The organism is Candidatus Nitrospira nitrificans, from assembly GCF_001458775.1.
In the GTDB taxonomy this organism is placed as follows: domain Bacteria; phylum Nitrospirota; class Nitrospiria; order Nitrospirales; family Nitrospiraceae; genus Nitrospira_D; species Nitrospira_D nitrificans.
Map to the genome: position 1 here is coordinate 19,213 of NZ_CZPZ01000018.1, position 17,272 is coordinate 36,484.

General features: G+C 57.3%; 18 protein-coding genes and 1 tRNA gene. 10 read left to right on the top strand and 9 right to left on the bottom strand.

Going from position 1 to position 17,272, the window contains the following annotated elements; genetic code table 11:
• Positions 1-193 precede the first annotated feature (193 nt).
• Entirely contained in the window at positions 194-418 is a 225-nt protein-coding gene (locus tag COMA2_RS11925) for a hypothetical protein (protein ID WP_090898293.1), read from the bottom strand.
• Between the two features lie 366 nt (positions 419-784).
• Positions 785-1,741, bottom strand: a complete 957-nt coding sequence (locus tag COMA2_RS11930) for an endonuclease/exonuclease/phosphatase family protein (protein ID WP_175304564.1) — start codon at positions 1,739-1,741, stop codon at positions 785-787.
• A gap of 402 nt (positions 1,742-2,143) precedes the next feature.
• Here COMA2_RS11930 and COMA2_RS11935 point away from each other — a divergent pair, with 402 nt between their 5' ends.
• The 6 genes from COMA2_RS11935 to COMA2_RS11955 all read left to right on the top strand — a co-directional run bounded on the left by COMA2_RS11935 (position 2,144) and on the right by COMA2_RS11955 (position 9,995).
• Positions 2,144-2,422, top strand: coding sequence for a hypothetical protein (locus COMA2_RS11935; protein WP_090898299.1), 279 nt, complete (start codon positions 2,144-2,146; stop codon positions 2,420-2,422).
• Positions 2,423-2,526: 104 nt separating this feature from the next.
• The gene (locus COMA2_RS11940) at positions 2,527-2,793 is read left to right on the top strand and encodes a glutaredoxin family protein (RefSeq protein ID WP_090898302.1); all 267 of its coding nucleotides are present in this window, start codon (positions 2,527-2,529) and stop codon (positions 2,791-2,793) included.
• 8 nt (positions 2,794-2,801) lie between these two features.
• Positions 2,802-2,957 (top strand): hypothetical protein, encoded by a 156-nt coding sequence (locus COMA2_RS20230; protein ID WP_175304565.1) that lies wholly within the window; start codon positions 2,802-2,804, stop codon positions 2,955-2,957.
• A gap of 123 nt (positions 2,958-3,080) precedes the next feature.
• Complete coding sequence (locus COMA2_RS11945) at positions 3,081-6,251, top strand: PD-(D/E)XK nuclease family protein (protein ID WP_090898305.1); 3,171 nt, start codon at positions 3,081-3,083, stop codon at positions 6,249-6,251.
• Entirely contained in the window at positions 6,244-9,600 is a 3,357-nt protein-coding gene (locus COMA2_RS11950; protein WP_090898308.1) for a UvrD-helicase domain-containing protein, read from the top strand. The genes COMA2_RS11945 and COMA2_RS11950 overlap by 8 nt, the downstream gene beginning before the upstream one ends.
• A 17-nt stretch (positions 9,601-9,617) precedes the next feature.
• Positions 9,618-9,995: a metallopeptidase family protein gene (locus COMA2_RS11955; RefSeq protein WP_245630988.1), complete on the top strand. Its 378-nt coding sequence runs from the start codon at positions 9,618-9,620 to the stop codon at positions 9,993-9,995.
• A gap of 89 nt (positions 9,996-10,084) precedes the next feature.
• Here the strand turns inward: COMA2_RS11955 and lgt are convergent, their stop codons facing one another.
• Positions 10,085-10,888 (bottom strand): prolipoprotein diacylglyceryl transferase, encoded by an 804-nt coding sequence (gene lgt, locus COMA2_RS11960; RefSeq protein ID WP_175304568.1) that lies wholly within the window; start codon positions 10,886-10,888, stop codon positions 10,085-10,087.
• A gap of 460 nt (positions 10,889-11,348) precedes the next feature.
• Here lgt and COMA2_RS11965 point away from each other — a divergent pair, with 460 nt between their 5' ends.
• Complete coding sequence (locus COMA2_RS11965; RefSeq protein WP_090898317.1) at positions 11,349-11,618, top strand: YtxH domain-containing protein; 270 nt, start codon at positions 11,349-11,351, stop codon at positions 11,616-11,618.
• Positions 11,619-11,682: 64 nt separating this feature from the next.
• Here COMA2_RS11965 and COMA2_RS11970 read toward each other — a convergent pair whose 3' ends face one another.
• The 3 genes from COMA2_RS11970 to COMA2_RS11980 are packed head-to-tail and all read right to left on the bottom strand — an operon-like array spanning position 11,683 to position 14,082.
• Positions 11,683-12,429 carry a Tll0287-like domain-containing protein gene (locus COMA2_RS11970; protein ID WP_245630991.1) on the bottom strand — a complete coding sequence of 249 codons (747 nt, stop codon included), beginning with the start codon at positions 12,427-12,429 and terminating at the stop codon, positions 11,683-11,685.
• A 16-nt stretch (positions 12,430-12,445) separates the two neighbouring features.
• Entirely contained in the window at positions 12,446-13,474 is a 1,029-nt protein-coding gene (locus tag COMA2_RS11975; RefSeq protein WP_175304567.1) for a substrate-binding periplasmic protein, read from the bottom strand.
• 50 nt (positions 13,475-13,524) lie between these two features.
• Positions 13,525-14,082, bottom strand: a complete 558-nt coding sequence (locus COMA2_RS11980) for a hypothetical protein (protein ID WP_139077313.1) — start codon at positions 14,080-14,082, stop codon at positions 13,525-13,527.
• Between the two features lie 265 nt (positions 14,083-14,347).
• On the opposite strand from COMA2_RS11980, the gene COMA2_RS11985 reads away from it, so the two are divergent.
• The 3 genes from COMA2_RS11985 (at position 14,348) to COMA2_RS11995 (ending at position 15,443) form a co-directional block, all read left to right on the top strand.
• Positions 14,348-14,437 (top strand) — tRNA-Leu (locus COMA2_RS11985).
• A gap of 69 nt (positions 14,438-14,506) precedes the next feature.
• A complete protein-coding gene (locus tag COMA2_RS11990) occupies positions 14,507-14,755 on the top strand; it encodes a hypothetical protein (protein WP_090898329.1) in 249 nt (82 codons plus the stop codon).
• 178 nt (positions 14,756-14,933) lie between these two features.
• Positions 14,934-15,443 carry a surface-adhesin E family protein gene (locus tag COMA2_RS11995; RefSeq protein ID WP_090898332.1) on the top strand — a complete coding sequence of 170 codons (510 nt, stop codon included), beginning with the start codon at positions 14,934-14,936 and terminating at the stop codon, positions 15,441-15,443.
• 23 nt (positions 15,444-15,466) lie between these two features.
• On the opposite strand, the gene COMA2_RS12000 is transcribed toward COMA2_RS11995, so the two are convergent.
• The 3 genes from COMA2_RS12000 to COMA2_RS12015 all read right to left on the bottom strand — a co-directional run bounded on the left by COMA2_RS12000 (position 15,467) and on the right by COMA2_RS12015 (position 16,805).
• Positions 15,467-15,784: a putative signal transducing protein gene (locus tag COMA2_RS12000; protein WP_090898336.1), complete on the bottom strand. Its 318-nt coding sequence runs from the start codon at positions 15,782-15,784 to the stop codon at positions 15,467-15,469.
• Positions 15,785-16,317: 533 nt separating this feature from the next.
• Positions 16,318-16,629 carry a type II toxin-antitoxin system RelE/ParE family toxin gene (locus tag COMA2_RS12010; protein ID WP_090898342.1) on the bottom strand — a complete coding sequence of 104 codons (312 nt, stop codon included), beginning with the start codon at positions 16,627-16,629 and terminating at the stop codon, positions 16,318-16,320.
• Entirely contained in the window at positions 16,626-16,805 is a 180-nt protein-coding gene (locus tag COMA2_RS12015) for a hypothetical protein (protein ID WP_090898345.1), read from the bottom strand. Before COMA2_RS12015 ends, COMA2_RS12010 begins: the two co-directional genes overlap by 4 nt.
• Positions 16,806-17,272 lie beyond the last annotated feature (467 nt).

Here is a 17,272-nt window from a genome sequence, read left to right on the forward strand (position 1 = left end):
GATGCTCCCGCCTAAGGAATCTGTCGCGATGTGTCTACCCTATGGCATTGTCTTGAACCCACGAACCGGTGTCAATACAGCTTGTCAGGACTCGATCTGATAGGGTGGGAGTGGAACGGGGAGTAAGAAGCATGAAACCACGGGCACCACGGCCGTCAGACCGTGGTGCTTCGGTGCGCCGGGTCCGTTCGGCTTAAGTCGGCGGCAGCATCCAGTAACACCAGCCGAGAATAAACGGGGCTGCCACATACATCGCCTTCTTCCCGAAGGCATCATTGACCCCATAGATGAGGATGCCCCCGATGAAGGTGAAGTAGATCAATCCAATTCCACGATAGTTGGCGCTATGTTCTGCCGCCAAAGCGAGGGTGGGCGATCCAAGGATCAGTCCGGCTGAGAGTGTGGCTAGGCGTTTCATCGCGATCTCCTTCTAAGATTGGGTAAAGGATGGGGCCAGTTGACGTAGAGAGGAAAGGTTACAGACACAGGAACGCCCTCGTGGTGAACGGGTGCCAGGAGGGCGTGGGATGGTTCTGGAGCGGGATGCTATGGTGGTATCGGCGAAACCTAGCAAGGAGTCACAGAACACCTCTTTGTCTAAATGAGATGAGACATGCTGCGCCTTCCTGGCCAGGAAGTCAAACCAGCGGCTGTCGGCTGAATGTGTGAGGCATGCGAGGAAGAGATCCGAACGTCCATCGCGACGGCTAGAGACGGCACCCAACGGAGCCGCTCGTGGTTCGTGGGATTCCTTCAGAGCGAGAGAGTGTCTTGCGCTGGATTATTAGCGAGCGCTTGTATCTGGTAGCCGGCTGAGCCGTGGCCGGTCGACGGGGGGGAACTCAATTTCCGCATACACACCGCGGTGGTCCGAGGACCAGAGGGCATCGCCGTTTGGAAGGCGCCCGGGTTGGTCAAAGGCCAGACGGCTTGAATGCACGACCGGACTGTTGCCGGTAGGCCCAGCAAGCAAGAAAATAAAATCGACGCGACGATCGGCGGTGGGCCATTCCACGAAAATGTTTTGCCAGACTGTTCCTCCGGCGACGCCGGGATTCGTGGCGCGGAAGACATCGATGAATCCCGGTTCTTTCTGCCATTCGGTGAGGACCGGAGACTGCTCTCCAGTATTCAAGTCGCCCATCAAAATGGTTCGTCCTGTTCCTTGATGTTCACGGACCAGTTCTCCGACTCGCTGGAGCTGGCAGTCATCCCCTTTTGAAGTATGGGCGGAAAAGACCTGCACCGGTCCATCCGGTGCGTTGATCTCAGCGCGCAAGAGGATGCGAGGATCCAAGCGGCGTTGGCACCGAGGCAGGTCGTAGACCTCCGAGGTAACGATCGGATATCGGCTCACAATGGCCGGGCCTTCTTTGAAACCGATGGCTGCGGTGATCAGCCGATCCAAAAGACCGATTCCGGAGATGTGTTGAGTGGCAGGCTCAAATACCATGTGATATCCCAACGCATCGGCGATCCGTTGCGGTACGTTGCCGTGTTTCCGGCTGTCCGACGCTTCTTGCAGCGCGATCACATCCGGTTGCAACCGCTGCAGTTCCTGAATGGTCATGACGAGACGCTCTTCCAGATGGGTGCCGCTCTCGAAAAATCCAGACCACCCCCCATCGTGCAGGAGGTTGTAGGTCAAGACATGTAACGGGGCAGGCTGGTCTTGAGCCCTGGCTGCTCCCGGCTCAGTCCACAGGTAGGTCAGTGCAATGTACAGAAGCCACAAGGGCATGAAGATCAATCGGATCCTGCGGCGAGCAGGAGGAACATAGGATGGAGCAACTACGTGTTTCGCAGTAACCATACGACTCGTATACGGCCGGGGAATTTCCGAGTAGGCAGTGGGGCATGTCATCGGTATCATCACACCATGCGACCACCGCGCGCGTATAGCTGATTATACTCTTCTCCATCGGAAGGTAGAAGAAGAGGCCTGAGACGAGTGAGCGCACAGCGGGAGACAATGTCGACCGAAAGACCAGTCGAGTCACCAACGGGAGCTGAGGCTTATCATCGAAACGAAATTCAACGATTACCTGATGGGATTTCACAAGGGCGTCTGCAGGTGGAAACTCGGCGAAAGACGCTCATCCTGGTCTCAACCTAGTTCGGGTCAGAACGAAGGAGGGGTTTTATGGACACCACAGGCAGGAAATCAGTCGCCATCCTTGTCGGCATGGTGCTCATGGCAGGATCGGGTTGCGTACCGAAAGAAACTCGGAATTCATTGGCTCAGCACACCGGCGAGCCGGGAAGCACGGTGGTGAGAACTGAGCCTCCTCGCTATCATTACCCCAATACCGCCGGCAACATTGTGGCCCCTCCGGGAAACCCGGCAGGGAACCCCGCCGGATCACCTCCGATCATCAACGGTACGGAAAATCAGTCGGGGGGATGGCCGGTAGGGCGGTAACCTCTTCGTTCCGCCGGTTTCAAACTCGCGCTCCTTGCACCGGCTTTTCAGCGGGTGCTAAGATTCGATCGTCAGAATAATTTCGCGCCTGCTTCGAAAGCATCATGGCAAACATTACGTTACTTGTATCGCCCAGTTGCGGGGCCTGTCCCTCCGCGAAGAACCTGTGGAAACAGTTGCGCGTGAAATACAGCTTTTCCTACCGGGAGGTGGACATCACCACGAAAGACGGGCAGGAGTTGGCGGACCGCCATTCGGTGCGCGCTGTCCCCGCGACCATTATCGATGGTCGGCTGACGTTCGTCGGTGTCCCAAGTCGGGAAAGCGCGGAAAAGGCCATTCAATTGAAGATCAAACAGCGAGAAGGGTAGGGGGAGCCATGGACGAATACGAGAATGAGCTCCCGGATCTTCCCCTCATTGCCAAGGGGCCTCCACCGGATTGCCCCATCTGCGCCGATCCCATGTCCTTCATCGACGGCGACTGGGCCTGCGTCGATTGCAACGGCGAGCTCTTGGGACCGGAGACGGGGTAATTGCGTCGCTCGTCGTTCGTGAAGCGTAGGTTTACAGGAAAGAAGATGCCGATGTCCGTACGCGTCACGCTCGCCTCGCTGAGCGGGCGAAGCGGGTTTCACGCTTCACGAAGCAAACGTTGAATGCTCCGCATCGTCACCGGGCGCTTTCATTCCACTCTTGAATCTGCTCTCGTCGAGCATCTTACCCGCATCAAGGTCGCTGACCCGCTTGCACCCCTCGCAATCTTTGTTCCCTCCAAGCCGCTCGCCGATCGCCTGCGCGTCCTGCTCACTGTCGAACAACGGCTGTCGCTCCTGAACCTGCACGTTTTAACCTTTCATCAATTGGCCCTGAGGTTGGCCGGAGAAGCACCTGTCGATCGCCCGCTGCCGCGTGTCGTCGATGAGCTGTTCTTTGAACAACTGGTCCGGCACATCGTTCGCGGCAAGCTTTCCAGCCAGGCCCCGTTGCAACGGATCGGACAATCCTTCGGAACGTGGGGCGCGCTTTGGGCGACGATTCGCGACCTGAAGGATGCCGACGTCGATCCTGTGCAGGCGCTGCAAGGGCTCCACGAAGGCTATTTCGAGGAAGATGACCGGGCGTGGCTCGGCGCGCTCCTGGCGCTCTATGCCGCCGTGAAGGAAGCGGGGAGGGCGCTCGGTGTGGGGACGCAGGACGATCTGGCTGAATCGCTTACCCCTTTCATTCCGACTGCCTCGTTCCTGCAGCCGCTCAGAGAAGTGTGTTATTACGGGTTCTACGACCTGACGCAGGTACAGCTGTCCCTCTTTGAAGCCATCAGCCGAGCCAAAGACACGACCTTGTTTTTTCCGTTGGAGGACGATCCGGCTTTTGGGTTCGCCAGGAGGTTTTTCGATCGCTACATTCAGCCGCTGGCGATGTCGGATGCGGCGACGATCCGATCGGATCAGGAATCGTCCACCGTGCCGCCCGGTCACGTCCGACTCACCATACGAAGCGTAATCGGCGTGGAAGAAGAGTTGGCGGCAACTTGCCGAACCATTCTCGATCTGGCTGAAACCAACGGCTATCGATTCGACGAGATCGGCATGACAGCCCGTACCCTCGATCCCTACAGCCTGCATATTCAGTCGGTTTTCGATCGCCATCGGATTCCCTTTCGTACGACGGCATCGAGGCCGTTGATGCAGGAACCGATCTGCAAGCTGGTGTTACAGATAGTCTCCCTGCCGCTGAACGATTTGTATCGCGCGTCGGTCCTCGATGTGGTGACGTCTCCGCTCTACCGCACTGATCTGTACGACGAGCGGTCAACGTCGTACCGGCCGGAACAGTGGAAGCTGCTGGTGCAAGCCCTGCACATCACTCACGGAGTTGAAGAGTGGAAACGGCTGGAGCGGGCGAGTCAAGCCGCGTTGGTGCTGGACGGCGAGGAGAGCGTTGTCGGCTCTCTGGCTATTGCGCCGGGAGTGATCAGCTTGCTCTGGCAGGTGGTCTCACAGCTTACGCAAGACTGTGGAGCCCTGCCCTCGCGAGGCACGATCGGCCGGATGGTCGCCGCTTGTCGCGCACTCATCGAGCGGCGCCTGCGTCGGCCTGATGCAGCCCTATCGACCACCGACGATGGTCCGCTTGCCCGCCACGCGATGACATGGGACGCGATAGACCGTATCTGGACGACGCTCATGGAATTGGAGTTGCTCAACGAGGAGATGACCTGGGCCGAATTCGTCGAGCTGCTGTCCCATGCCTTCGAGCGCGCAACGATCCCTCTCCACGATGGCTCATCGCAGGGGGTGACGGTGTGCGATGTGATGGCGGCCCGCGGCGTGCCGTTCAAAGTGCTGTTCATCCTCGGTTTGAACGAAAAAGTGTTTCCCCGTTATATCCGGGAAGACCCGTTTCTTCGCGATCGCCATCGGCGCGTGCTCGACGCCACGCTCGGATTCAAAATCGACGAGAAACTGGCCGCCTATAGAGAAGAGACCTTGCTCTTTCACCTGAGCTGTCAGGCTGCCTCACAACGGCTGTTCTTGTCCTATCAACGCGCTGATGAATCGGGGCGCATGCTGGCTGCCTCTTCGTATCTCGGAAACGCTCGTCGTCGGTTCGGCCAGGATGAGCAGCCGATAGAGATGGTGCCTCGTCGCCTAACCGATCGAGTCTCACAACGACCGACGCTCAAATTATTCCTGCCGCCGGCTGAACTGACTCAGTGGTTGGCGATCAATGGGCAAGACCCGGCCGATCTGGTCCAGGCGCTCGGGCGTGATGCCGAGACGCTCCGCCATGCGGCGGCGGCGCTCGACCGAGTCGAAGAGGACGGCGCCATGCTGAATCTCTTCGACGGGATTACCGGAACGATCGAGCCCCATTGGGCGCGGCTTCTCGACCGGGGCCTCGCCCCGACGCCGCTCGAACGCTATGCGCGCTGTCCGTTTCAATATTTTGCCGCGGATGTGCTGAGACTCGAACCGAGCCGTGTCGTGATGTCGCAGGAGCCGGATGCGGCGTTGGTGGGGATGCTCTGTCATGCTGCCTTGCGTCGTGGCTATGAACAGCTTGTGTCGGCCGGGTGGCCGACTCGACAGGTGGCGGGCGAGATGGTGGACCAGACGATTCGACGGGCGGCGGAACAGGCGGCGGCGGACTTGGAATCACAACATCAGACAGGCCATTATCTGCTGTGGGAGTTGGCAAAAGAACTGATCGTGACGCTGATGATCGCGGCCGTGAAAGCGGACGAGGAGGAACAGGCCGAGCATCCCTATGAGCCCATCGCATTTGAAGTGGACGGTGAAGGGACGATTCCCGGCGTCCTCGGCGAGGGATTGTTGAAGATTCGCGGTCGCATCGATCGGCTCGATCGGAACCGGACCTCCGGCGCCCTGCGCGTGATCGATTACAAATTCAAAGTCGGCTCGGCGATGAAACCGGAAGACCGGAACTTGGTCCAGTCGGCGGTCCGTGGGTATCGGCTGCAGCCGCCGCTCTATGGTTGCCTAGCCGTTCCCGGCCGGTCCACACCGAGCCAGGTGCAGTTCCTGTTTCTCGCTCCGCAGTGGTCCACGACGATCAGCCGGTCGAGTTTTGAGGCGATGTCGTGGTCCTCCAAAACCGGAGCGCTGATCCAGAACACGATGAGAATGCTCGTGGACGGCATCCGTGCCGGACGATTTTTCATTCTTCCGGACGGCTATTGCGAGGGATGTGACTTTCGCGTGGCGTGTCGGCGGGAACATGCGCCGACGTGGTGGAGGGCCCATCGCGCGGCCGAGCCGAAAACGTTGAAGATGCTTCGGGCGCAGAAGATTGCCGATGAGTAACGATCTTCCGATACCGGATCGCGCGGGGCGCGAGTCGGCTGAGACGACATTCGATCGCAACGTGGTCGTCGTGGCCGGGGCAGGGACCGGCAAGACGACCTTGCTCGTGAATCGTCTCGTGTATCTGCTGATGAAGGAGCCCGCTACGGTCTCGATCACGCAGGTCGTCGCCTTGACCTTCACCAACAAGGCGGCGACTGAAATGAAAGTGCGGCTGCGCGAGCGACTCATGGCGCTTGCTCACCCGGAGGCCGATCCGGCGCGATCGAGCGACGGAGGGGCTGTCGCGCGCGAAGATCTGCGGAAGCGCTACGGACTCAGCGCGGATGCCATAGCCGCCCGTGCCCAGGCAGCACTCAGCGATCTCGAAAAGGCCCAGATCGGCACCCTTCATAGCTTCGCCGCGCACCTGTTGCGACTCCATCCGCTGGAAAGCGGCGTCGATCCTGATTTCAAGGAAGACGACGGTTTACGATTCGAAGAACACTTCACTGCCGCGTGGGATTGCTGGCTCGACCGGGAATTGAGCCGAGCCGGACAACAGCATTGCGTATGGCGATCGGTGTTGTCATCGACCACCCTCGAAACGGTCAGAACGTTGGCCCGGTCCTTGTGCAGCGAATTGATCGACCTCGACGCCCTGCGACAACAACTCGCATCGACAACGGTGCCACCGGCCGTCTCGCGTTGGGTGCAACATATGGGAGATCGAGCGGAGCGACTCTTGAAGACCTACGATCGACCCAAGCGCCGCAAGGCGGAGCACATGCTTGCCGCGACGGCGTCGTTGATGCGCCTCATAGGAGAAAAGGGGTTGTCGGGCCGGCAAGGCCTGGCCATGGAAGACGATGAATGGTTCGGCAAGGATCTCGGAAACGCCGTGGGTGGATGGGAGCAAGGCGACTTCAAAGAGGCCGCGTTGCTCATCCAGACGGCGCAACAGCTCCTGACGGTCGACCATGAATTCTTGAACCAGCTCTTGGGATTGCTCATTCCCCTGGTGCGGAACATCCGTGAGACCTTTGCGCGGCAAGGCTGGATTTCGTTCGATGGATTGCTGGCGCGGGCACGGACACTGCTTCTCGAACATCCGTCGGTTCGTGAACGGATCAAGCGGGACTATCGAGCTGTATTGGTCGATGAGTTTCAGGACACAGACCCGGTGCAGTACGAGATCATCCTTGCGGTCTCGGAGCGGCAGGGGCTTCAGGCGGCTCACTGGCACGAGATGGCGCTCGAACCAGGGAAACTGTTCATTGTGGGAGATCCGAAACAGTCGATCTATGCCTTTCGGCGAGCCGACATCGAAGCCTTCGACCGAGTCGTGGAAAAAGTCACGGGTGATGGCGGAATAGCCTACACGTTGACGACGAACTTCCGGAGCGATGCGGCCGTGTTAGAGCCGGTGAATGAGATCTTTGATCGGTTGTTCGAACGGGAGCCGCTGGTCCAGCCGGCGAATGTTCGATTGGAGGTGCGACCTCACCGGCGTCAGGCGTCAATCGAACCGGGTGTTCGTCTCAGCGTGACGACGCCGAATAGCGCGGGGGAGACATTCGACGCAGCAGGGGCGACGAGAGCCGAGAGCGAAGCGCTGGCTCACTGGCTGAACGACGAGGTCCTGAGTCGCCCGTCCGTGAAACCGGGCCACATCGCGTTGCTGTTCAGAAAGCTCACACAAGCCGATGCGTATCTCGATGCCTTGCGCCGACATGACATTCCCTACGTCATCGAGGGGGAAAAGCATTTCTATCGTCGCCAGGAGGTCATCGACCTCGTCAATCTGCTGCGGGTCTTGGATCATCCTCATGACGAAATCGCGTTGGCCGGTCTCCTTCGGTCACCACTTGGAGGGCTGACGGATCGGGAGCTCTATGAGCTCAAGCAGGCGGGGCATTTCAATTATCTCTATGCCGTGAGTCTCGGATCGTGGTCTCATGTCCGCGCCGCCGCTGTTCGGAGACTGTACGAACATCTAGCGTGGCTCCATCGGGCGATCCCGGTGCTGACAGTGGCTGAGGCCCTTGCGCTGATGTTCGACCGTTTGCCGATTCTCGACGTGGCGGCTGCCTCGCTCCATGGCGAGCAGGCCGTGGCCAACCTCATGAAGGTCAAACAGACGGCTGCCTCATTAGGTGATCGGCCACACATGACCTTGAGTGGATTTGTGGAGCTCATGATTGCCCGCCTTGACGAGCAACCGGACGAATCGGAAAGTCCTCTCGCCGAGGAGTCGCTCGAAGCGGTGCATGTGTTGACGATTCATAAGGCCAAGGGGTTGGAATTTCCCATTGTCGTGTTGCCGGGTCTTCACCAAGGGAGCGGACGCGGGCGGGAACGAAGCGCGCCGCAGGTTTCCTATGATTGGTCAAGCGGCATCTATGGTCTGTCCCTCGACCGTCATCGGTCTCTCGGTTCGCTGCTGGTCCAACACAAACTTCGGCTGCGAGAAGAGGCGGAGCGGCGACGGGTGCTCTATGTGGGGATGACCAGGGCCAAAGAGTTGTTGCTGTTGTCAGGGGGGATCACCGGCCGCTCACTCGGTGAAACGGTCTTCGACCTTCTGCAGAACATCGGCACGGGGGAGATCGGAACGGCCTCGACGGAGGCTTTGACGATCGGAGTCAGCGCGATTCCCCATCGAGTGGTCCGGGCATCGGAACGGAGGCAGCCCCGCCGATGGTCGGATAAGGCGGCCAGTGAAGCATTGATCAATCCACACGAGATTGCTGAGCGGTGGGAGATCAGGACTGCTCGATGGACCGCGGTTCGCGAGACCTCCTATCATCTGACGCCGACGACGCTGGGAAAACGATCGGCGCTGGTTGTGCGTGAGACGATTCCGGCTCGACGGGATGCGGCGGTTGGCCGGTTGGCTGGTGTGGTAACGCACCGTGTGCTCGAGCGATGGAACTTTTCGCAGGACCCTTCAGGATTATGTGATCAGGCGGTCTTAGCCGTCCAGGCGGTTCTTGGGCCGGACGACCAGCCCCATGCCGACGCGGTCGCCGAATCCGTGCACGATCTTCTTGCGATGTTCGGCCGATCGGAAGTCTATGAACGTCTCCGGTCGTCTCAAATCCTTGGCCGAGAAATCCCCTTCGTCATGCCGTGGGGTGACCGGCAGGTCATGGAAGGAGTGATCGACCTCCTCTACCGGCTTGATGGAGAGCTGTGGGTCGCCGACTATAAGACGGATGCGATATCGGCCGATCAGGCAGCCGCGCGGGCCGAGCAGTACAGAACACAGAGTGAAATCTATAAGTTTGCGATCAGACAGAGTCTCGCGTGCGACTCGGTTCGGTTTCACTGTCTGTTTCTGCGATGTGCAACGGCAGTAGAATTATAAGGGTAGGGATAATGGAAATGGCCAGTCGTGACCATGTCTCATTTGAGGATTTTGAAAAGCTGGTTCAGCAGGCGATCGCGGACCTGCCTCTTCCCTACACGAAACTCATGGAGTCCATTGCCGTGGTGGTGGAAGAAGAACCGCCGCAAGAGGTGCTCGAAGATCTTGAGCTGGACAGTGAAGACGATTTGCTTGGGCTGTACCAAGGTCGGTCACTTGCGGCTGAGTCGTTCTTTGGGCCTGGAGGGGAGCAGCCGCCTCGCATTTCCATCTATCGCGGACCGATCCTTCGCTGTTGTGAGAGTCCTGAGGAAGTGATGCAGGAAGTGCGTGATACCGTTGTCCATGAATTGGGCCACCATGTGGGCCTGGATGATGATGAGATGCCGTACTGAGGATGCGGTACGAACTCTCCGGCGTCCTTCTCACTCCGCTCACTGCCTCAACGCGTCAACCGTGCACGATTCGGCCGTGTGCCCGGCACTCAGAACTTTCCGGCGTGCGCAGCCCTCTGCCTCGCCCGCTGGTAGCCCAGGACGAGCATGATGAGTCCGATCGCCACCATCGGAATGGAAAGAATCTGGCCCATGGTGATCGATCCTAAGATAAACCCTAGGTGCTGATCCGGTTCACGGAAGAGTTCGACGATGAGTCGGCTGATACCGTATCCGGTGATGAAGGTCCAGAAGATCGTCCCAGGCGGGGTCGCTCGCCGATCAATCAACCACAACACCGTAAACAGTGTCAGCCCTTCCAGCGTTGCCTCGTACAATTGCGAAGGATGGCGGCAGACAGGACCCCCTGCCGGGAAAACCATGCACCAGTCCACGTCCGTCGATCGACCATACAGTTCACCGTTGATAAAGTTGCCTATCCGGCCAAATCCCAATCCAATCGGCGTGACGGCCGTCGCTAAGTCCGCAACGGTATAGGTCGGAATGCCCTGCCGCTTGCTGAACCAGATCAGTGCGATAGCGGTCCCGATGAGGCCGCCGTGGAAGGACATGCCCCCTTCCCAGACCGCCAGAAGTTTCAGCGGGTTTTGGCTGTAGTACGAAAAGTTGTAAAAGAGCGTGTACCCGATCCGTCCACCGAGAAATACACCGAAGGCCGCATAGACGACCATGTCATAGATCTGGTCTTTCCTGATCATCAACCCTTTTTGGGCGACTTTATGTTGAATAAGGAAGTACGCCACGGTCAGGCCGATCAGGTACATCAGTCCGTACCAGCGGAGCTGGATGGGGCCGAGCGCCACAAGGACTGGGTCGATATTGGGGTAGGGGATGGCGGCTGGGAGGGGCATTACGGTGCTTCCAGAATAGTCCTTTGTGCGGCGGCGCTCCTATCACGAGAGGAACACGAATCTTGGATCATCTGCGGCACCCTTTGCGTCGCGCGGCAAAACTTGCCGGTGGATCATACGGGGCCTTACGTATCAATGCAAGCGCGACAAAGATTAGAAACAGCTAAAGTTTATAGCCGTCAAATCGGCTTCCATAGCTGATTTGCACGCATGCGAAGATCTCAAGTGTTGGTTTTCTGAAACGACTGTGTCCCGGCCTGTCGAGAAAAAGAGACCCAAAATTAGTCACTCCTCATTGCCAAAAAACGCTTCCTGCGATTTCTCAGGGGAATCGTCTCTTTTACGCCTATTCAGGTCCTGGCACAGAGCATGCTGAAGGATCGTGGCATAGAAGAGTTTTTAAAGGATCTTCCGGCTCATTTACCACATGAGGAGGTTCACCATGTCGGAGCAGGGGAATCAGGTCGCCAAGGCAGCAGCATTCATCGCCGGTGGGGCGGTCATCGGAGCGGGACTCGGGCTCCTGTTCGCTCCACAGACCGGCGTGGAAACTCGTCGAAGCATCGGCCGGTATGCCCGCAAGGCGCAGGTGCAGACCAGCCGATGGGGCCGGGCCGTCAAGTCCGGGGTGGAGGAAGTGCTGGACCGGAAATCGGCAAAAGGCAAGAGCTCTGAGGAGTCGAGGCCTCAATTGACCGCGGTCATGAACTAAGCTTCTCGACGATCATCGGTAGCGGATCACCCCGTCGCTCTCCTCCGTCGGCACGGGCTGACTGCTACCGATGGTCCGAGGGGATTTGAATACTGATGGCCCCAGCCAGTTCTCCCACCTGAGCGCCTTCTCGCGGATAGCCTGAAATATCGAGGATCCCTTTGGGGTTTCCATGGCAGGCGAGACAATCCTCCGTGTAATAGATCGGCATCACTGTTCTGAGTAACCTTCCGCCGTCGATCCATTCGACGACCGGAGTAGTCGAGGCCGGTAGAGTCGCAAGCCGCGCCAGTATCATTTCCTCGTACGTATCCGGACTATTCTTCAAGTTTCTCGGGTTGAGGGTCGTCTGCTTGATCGTCACGCGTGATCGATTGGAAAACTTCCGTGCCGCCTGGCTGCCGAACGTCGCCGGGATAAAATTCTTATATCCGATCCCGCGCTGGTTGATCACGAACTGTGCGTCCCGGACCACCTCTTTGCTCGCGAGGATCAGCGCGGCCAAGAGCTCTTTGGCAAGAGCAGGTAAAGATGAGGGAGGGTGTTTCAAATCAATCCCGGTCTGATGAAAAAATTCGTCCAGCATAAGCCGTTCAAAGACCTCGGGCGTGAATCCCTTATCGCCTTGGGCCGGATCGTTGATCAATGATTGATTCCGTTCGACGACGACACGCCCTGCATTGAGCAGAGTTGTCAGGAGCTGCGCGGTCTGTTCGATCTCCTTGTGCGAGTCCTGTGTCCAACCGATCTGGGGACATAGAAGCGACAAGATCAAACCAACGGGTAGTAATACTTTCGACGGGACGATCATGAACACCTCTGCCTTCTCATTGCTTCTCCGCAGGACGGCACTGGCCTTGATCATAATGGTCGGGAACTTGTGTGACCTCAAGCGGCAACCCTTCCGTTGTCGCCCGCCGGGTGGGCGCATACTCCATCTCGATCCATCGGGTTCGCATCTGTTTCAACCGTCCCGATTCTTCCAAACGAAAGAGCAAGTTGTTCAAAAACCATTGTAAGCGCCTATGCTCTTCGCTTGTCACGATGGAAAGGTCCTCATGAGTCAGAATCAAGGGAGTCCCGTTGGGGCGTGACACGAGCCGCCAATTCTGCCAGACCCGTTTCGTGACATATTCGAGGATGGAATGGTTGGTCAGGATGACATCGATCGCCGGGTCCTTTGTTTCGATCGAGGCGGGAAGCGAATCGCAGATGACCATGCGGATCCGCGCGAGGTTGGCTTCGGCATAGAGGTGAGAGGATCTTCCCTTCTGAACCGCCACGGTCAAGCCGGCAAAGCTTTCCTGGACGGCTGCAAGCGTATCATTCCCGTTGTGTTTTTGAAATTGTGCTCGCACGCGTTCCGTCACTTCAGGCTTTTGGATGATGGCGGCGATCCCGTCGTCACGGAAATATGGAGCGGAGAACCACAGGCCCGTCGGCCTCGTGCCGGGAACGGTGCCGCTGACGGAGGAGACAAAGAGATCGAGCTGGCCTTCATTCATCTTGATGAACAGATCAGGGAAGCGAGTGACGTGCAGGGTTGGAACGACGGGGGTCGGTCCGCCGCAGTAGGACGTGAGCGCGTCGGCGACCTCCCGAATCAACTCGATATCCAAACCCGTGACCCGAATGCCTTCGTCGGTATACATGGCGGAAAAAACGAACGGACGAAACGGCTCAACCGAAATCCCGACGCGCAATCGCCCCCGCGCGCAGATCGTAGACAGCTCATCACGGGTCAGCGGATGGACGAGCTCAACGGCGTCATACACAAGCCCGCATCCTTGCAGAAGAATGCCCAGCGTCGTCAGGATAAGCGAACCAAGGAATCTTTTGATGGCGCAAAGGCGCACGTCCCATATCCTCCACGTCTTGGCATGTCTAAAGATAAAGAGCCATCGGCTTAAAACCGAACGCCGATGGTGAAGAGCCATTGTCGTGACAAGTCGGACTTGCCCTGGAAATCAATTTCGAATCGTGTGTATTGAAGTCCCATATCGACGGAAAACCCCTGGGCAACAGGAAATCGTACGCCGATTTGACCTCCATATAGGTAGCCTGGTGAAAGTGCTCCTCTCCCCGGCAGGGTTCCTCCCAGCATCGCTCCGACATAAGGTACCGCCCGGTGCTCAAGTGGTCCGAAAAGAACGTGTCGCAGGAGGCGACTGAGTGGTTTGCCACTGGGGAAATCCAACAAATCGATGAAATTATTCCAACGGGGATTCGCATACAACGAATGTTGATCGGTGATAAAGGACGGCGTATGGTGACTGTAATATTGGTAGATGCCTCTCAATTCAAGGGGGCCATAGCGAAGGGCAGTGATTCCAGCTTGAACGGCGATGATTCTGCGAGTGGGCGCGAAGCTGCGATCGTTGAATGACACGTCGAAACTGAACGGACGAAGCGGGAGGATATCGAGTACCGCTTCTTGGGCAGCCACTCCGGTTGGCAGTGCCATCGTGAGTACCAAAACCCCAATGAAGCAACCGGAAGCGTGTGTTCTCAGCTGATTACCTCGCCACATGACTATTGCGTCACCGATACCCAGTCGTTTTTTCTTCATATTGTAGCTCAACGAGACGGGTAATTTCTGGAAGATTCTTCTGGAAGATTGGCTGAAGCTAGCGCGTGCGGAGGCTTGCGCGCTTGGGGTGCAGTTATGTTCGGTAAGGCAAGAGAAAAGTGGCTGTGAGCCATGTGCGCTATGTTAAAATCCGCCTCGCGCCGGAGTGGCGGAATAGGCAGACGCAAGGGACTTAAAATCCCTCGGGCTCAAAAGGCCCGTACCGGTTCGATCCCGGTCTCCGGCACCATCAACGGGTAGGATCAGGCGAAAAGACTCAGCGGGTTTTTTGACCTTCAATATACTGAAAGAGGGATTCATGAACGCCAAGAAAGGAATTGTGCTCGTCGGGAGCGTGGCCCTGGCTATTTTGGTCCTGGTAGGGGGGGCATGGGTCGTTACAGCGCCTCCGGAGAATGTAGAGGCTTGGAAGGCGAAGCAATGTAACGAATATGTGGAGCAATTGGAGATGCTCAATCGTTATAAACTCTTCTGGTCGTTCGTCCAACGGCGAGGGGCGTTTAACGATTGCTTGAAAAGAGTGGACGAAAACGGCCAGAAGCCCTGAATCGATCGACTACCTATGGTTCTGGTTTTCTGCGCGGCATGTGTGCCAGTGCCCTGCCCCCAACAATAAGAGTTTGAGTCATGGCTTTCCTGCCGACAAGGAATTGTGACTGCCCTCCGACCAGTCGGCCGGCGCCTTTGGGAACAAGCCCAAGCCTCAGCGATCGGAACCGTCGTTTATGAGGTTTGGCCGACGGCGTAAAGAGATCAGCCTAGCCAAGCCGTGGTGCCCCACTTTCGGTGCGTTCGTCTTTCGTGACGGATTTGTGTTGCTCACTGGTTGCTTCTTCCGCAGTGTTCCTTTGATTTTCTCGCTCCTGGTTGCGTCCCAATCGCTGAGCGAGGCTCCTGCATTTGCGGAATGGCTGTTGATCGATGGTAACGACAAGGCAACGGTCTATTTCGATTCAGAAACCATCAAGCGGAGCGGTGAGTTGGTACGAGTCCGGATCTTAGACGATTTGAAAACCGCTCGCACCAGAGGCTTCAAAACATTCTTATCCGTTCGTGCCCAGGAAGAACACGATTGCGCCAAAAAGCGCTTTCGGCTGGTGGCGGTAGAACAGTTTGCGGGAAGCATGGGAACTGGCGACGTGATTTATCGGAAGTCAGGCGAGTCAGCCTGGGCACCCATTCCACCAGGGACTCTCGCTCAATCCGTCTGGAAATTCGTCTGCAAGAAGAAGTGACGGGTAGAAGGTTGCCGGAAAAATCACGACGAGGGTTTTTCCTGTCCGCACTTCCAGCAGACGCCAAACTGACCTTCATGACGCTCGCCGCATCCTGAGCATGTCCAGAAGTCTTGGCGCATCGGCGACAACTCAGTGCCTTCTTCATGTAGCCGGCGTGCCTGATCGTAATCCCGCTCTTGGAGTACCCACAGCTCCGGGAAAATCTCTACAAAGGGAATCTCTCCGGCAAGTCCTGAGGAACGCTGGTTCTTGATCATGCACCGGATGCCGGCCTGCTCAAGCTGCTCCTTGCGCATCTCAACCTCGATCAAGCTCTGAGAGACGAAGACTTGTTTCATCAGCGTACCGTAGGCTTCGCCCGACAGAGAGTCAAGAATTCAGCTCTGCTGCCAAGTCCGCCTTGACCTCAATGCTGACGATGAGAGGAGTTCGCTCTCCTTCCCACTCTCGGCTTGACCTTTGAGCAATACTCGTGTAACCATCGGATACATCATGGGTCGTGAAGAAATTGCTCTCGGCGTCTACCTTCTGCAAACAGCCGGTGACCGGAGGGGTCTTATCGCCGTGGTTCACCGCATCGGGACAAGCTTGTCAGGGGAGTGGTTCTTTCAGTTGCGGTATCTTAGTCGTCCAGCGGGAAGAAGGAACAGACGTGGTTCGGAGTGGAGCGTGAACCTTCGAGAAACAGATCTAGCCCACTTCGACCTGATCGGACCATGGATCTCCGCGCAGGTCTTACTGGCATCGAGCCCACCGTTCGCCAAACTCAAGAAGGAGCCTACGCTTCTGACGTGGAGACGCGGGACCTCACATCCGGACCAGCTTCGGATGTTTGATGGTTGCTGAGGACAGCACCACACAAGGATGTTGATTACTTGTTTGCCCAAGGTTTGGGCTTCATACCGGAGAGATTTCTCGCCCCATGGACGATCGCCAGAATCTGAGCAGACCCTTTCTTCAACCGATAGATCACTCGATAGCTTTGGACAAGGAGCTCACGAATCTTTGGATCGGATGCTTCAGGAACAAGTCGGCCACTTTCAGGGAATGAGGCAAGCCGATCAACCGAGAGGATGAGACGCTCAACGATGGCATCAGCATACTCAGCAGAGTCTCTGGCAATGTAGTCTTGGATATTCTCGAGATCAGAAACGGCGGGCTCAGTCCACTCGATGCGGGTCATTTCTTGAGAAAGCGTTTTCTTACGGCGCCATGCGGCACCACTTTCCCTTCATCTGCCGCCTGAATACCGGCTTCAATCTTCTTCCGGACGTAAATCTCGTACATGATATCGTCCCATGTGGATTTCTCCGGCAACTTCTTCATCATCTCCAGCGCTTGCTTCTTCACTGTTGGCATATGTGCCCTCTCAATACTTGGCCCAAAGTGTAGGCCCCACTTGGCAGAGAGTCAAGAATACCACCCAGCTACGTTGCCGACACCCATCAAGGGTTGAGGTTGGAAACAGGTCGGAGCGGCGGCACAGTTGGGGAGTAACCAAGCTGAGGTGTAAAAGCTTCTGGTTGGTCAGATGCGGGCTTTTCTATCGAGTGCCTGGTGCATTTTCCTTCGCTGCTAGGACAAGATGTAGAAGTGACAGTTCGCGTGGCTCCAACCGGGCGGCGGGGAACAGTCCGGATCAGGGTAGCGAAGAAGCCGGAACGAGTTGCTAGCTAGCCAATTCTCTTAGCCGCTCAGCTGTAAGTGCTAGAACTTAATCTGACAGTCCGGTAGAGTCCTCGCCTTCACGAAAGGAGTGCGGACGATGACCACCGAACAGAAAATTATCCGGGCGAAGGTTGGCGTGTTGGAATTGGCGAAACAAT

Coding starts and splice junctions, on each gene's coding strand:
- COMA2_RS11970 (WP_245630991.1), bottom strand. CDS start 12,429: ATGATCGTCCCGTCGAAAGTATTACTACCCGTTGGTTTGATCTTGTCG.
- COMA2_RS12010 (WP_090898342.1), bottom strand. CDS start 16,629: ATGACCCGCATCGAGTGGACTGAGCCCGCCGTTTCTGATCTCGAGAAT.
- COMA2_RS11990 (WP_090898329.1), top strand. CDS start 14,507: ATGAACGCCAAGAAAGGAATTGTGCTCGTCGGGAGCGTGGCCCTGGCT.
- COMA2_RS11950 (WP_090898308.1), top strand. CDS start 6,244: ATGAGTAACGATCTTCCGATACCGGATCGCGCGGGGCGCGAGTCGGCT.
- COMA2_RS11980 (WP_139077313.1), bottom strand. CDS start 14,082: ATGGCACTGCCAACCGGAGTGGCTGCCCAAGAAGCGGTACTCGATATC.
- COMA2_RS20230 (WP_175304565.1), top strand. CDS start 2,802: ATGGACGAATACGAGAATGAGCTCCCGGATCTTCCCCTCATTGCCAAG.
- COMA2_RS11965 (WP_090898317.1), top strand. CDS start 11,349: ATGTCGGAGCAGGGGAATCAGGTCGCCAAGGCAGCAGCATTCATCGCC.
- COMA2_RS11995 (WP_090898332.1), top strand. CDS start 14,934: ATGAGGTTTGGCCGACGGCGTAAAGAGATCAGCCTAGCCAAGCCGTGG.
- COMA2_RS11940 (WP_090898302.1), top strand. CDS start 2,527: ATGGCAAACATTACGTTACTTGTATCGCCCAGTTGCGGGGCCTGTCCC.
- COMA2_RS11935 (WP_090898299.1), top strand. CDS start 2,144: ATGGACACCACAGGCAGGAAATCAGTCGCCATCCTTGTCGGCATGGTG.
- COMA2_RS11955 (WP_245630988.1), top strand. CDS start 9,618: ATGGCCAGTCGTGACCATGTCTCATTTGAGGATTTTGAAAAGCTGGTT.
- COMA2_RS12015 (WP_090898345.1), bottom strand. CDS start 16,805: ATGCCAACAGTGAAGAAGCAAGCGCTGGAGATGATGAAGAAGTTGCCG.
- COMA2_RS12000 (WP_090898336.1), bottom strand. CDS start 15,784: ATGAAACAAGTCTTCGTCTCTCAGAGCTTGATCGAGGTTGAGATGCGC.
- COMA2_RS11930 (WP_175304564.1), bottom strand. CDS start 1,741: ATGCCCTTGTGGCTTCTGTACATTGCACTGACCTACCTGTGGACTGAG.
- COMA2_RS11925 (WP_090898293.1), bottom strand. CDS start 418: ATGAAACGCCTAGCCACACTCTCAGCCGGACTGATCCTTGGATCGCCC.
- COMA2_RS11945 (WP_090898305.1), top strand. CDS start 3,081: ATGCTCCGCATCGTCACCGGGCGCTTTCATTCCACTCTTGAATCTGCT.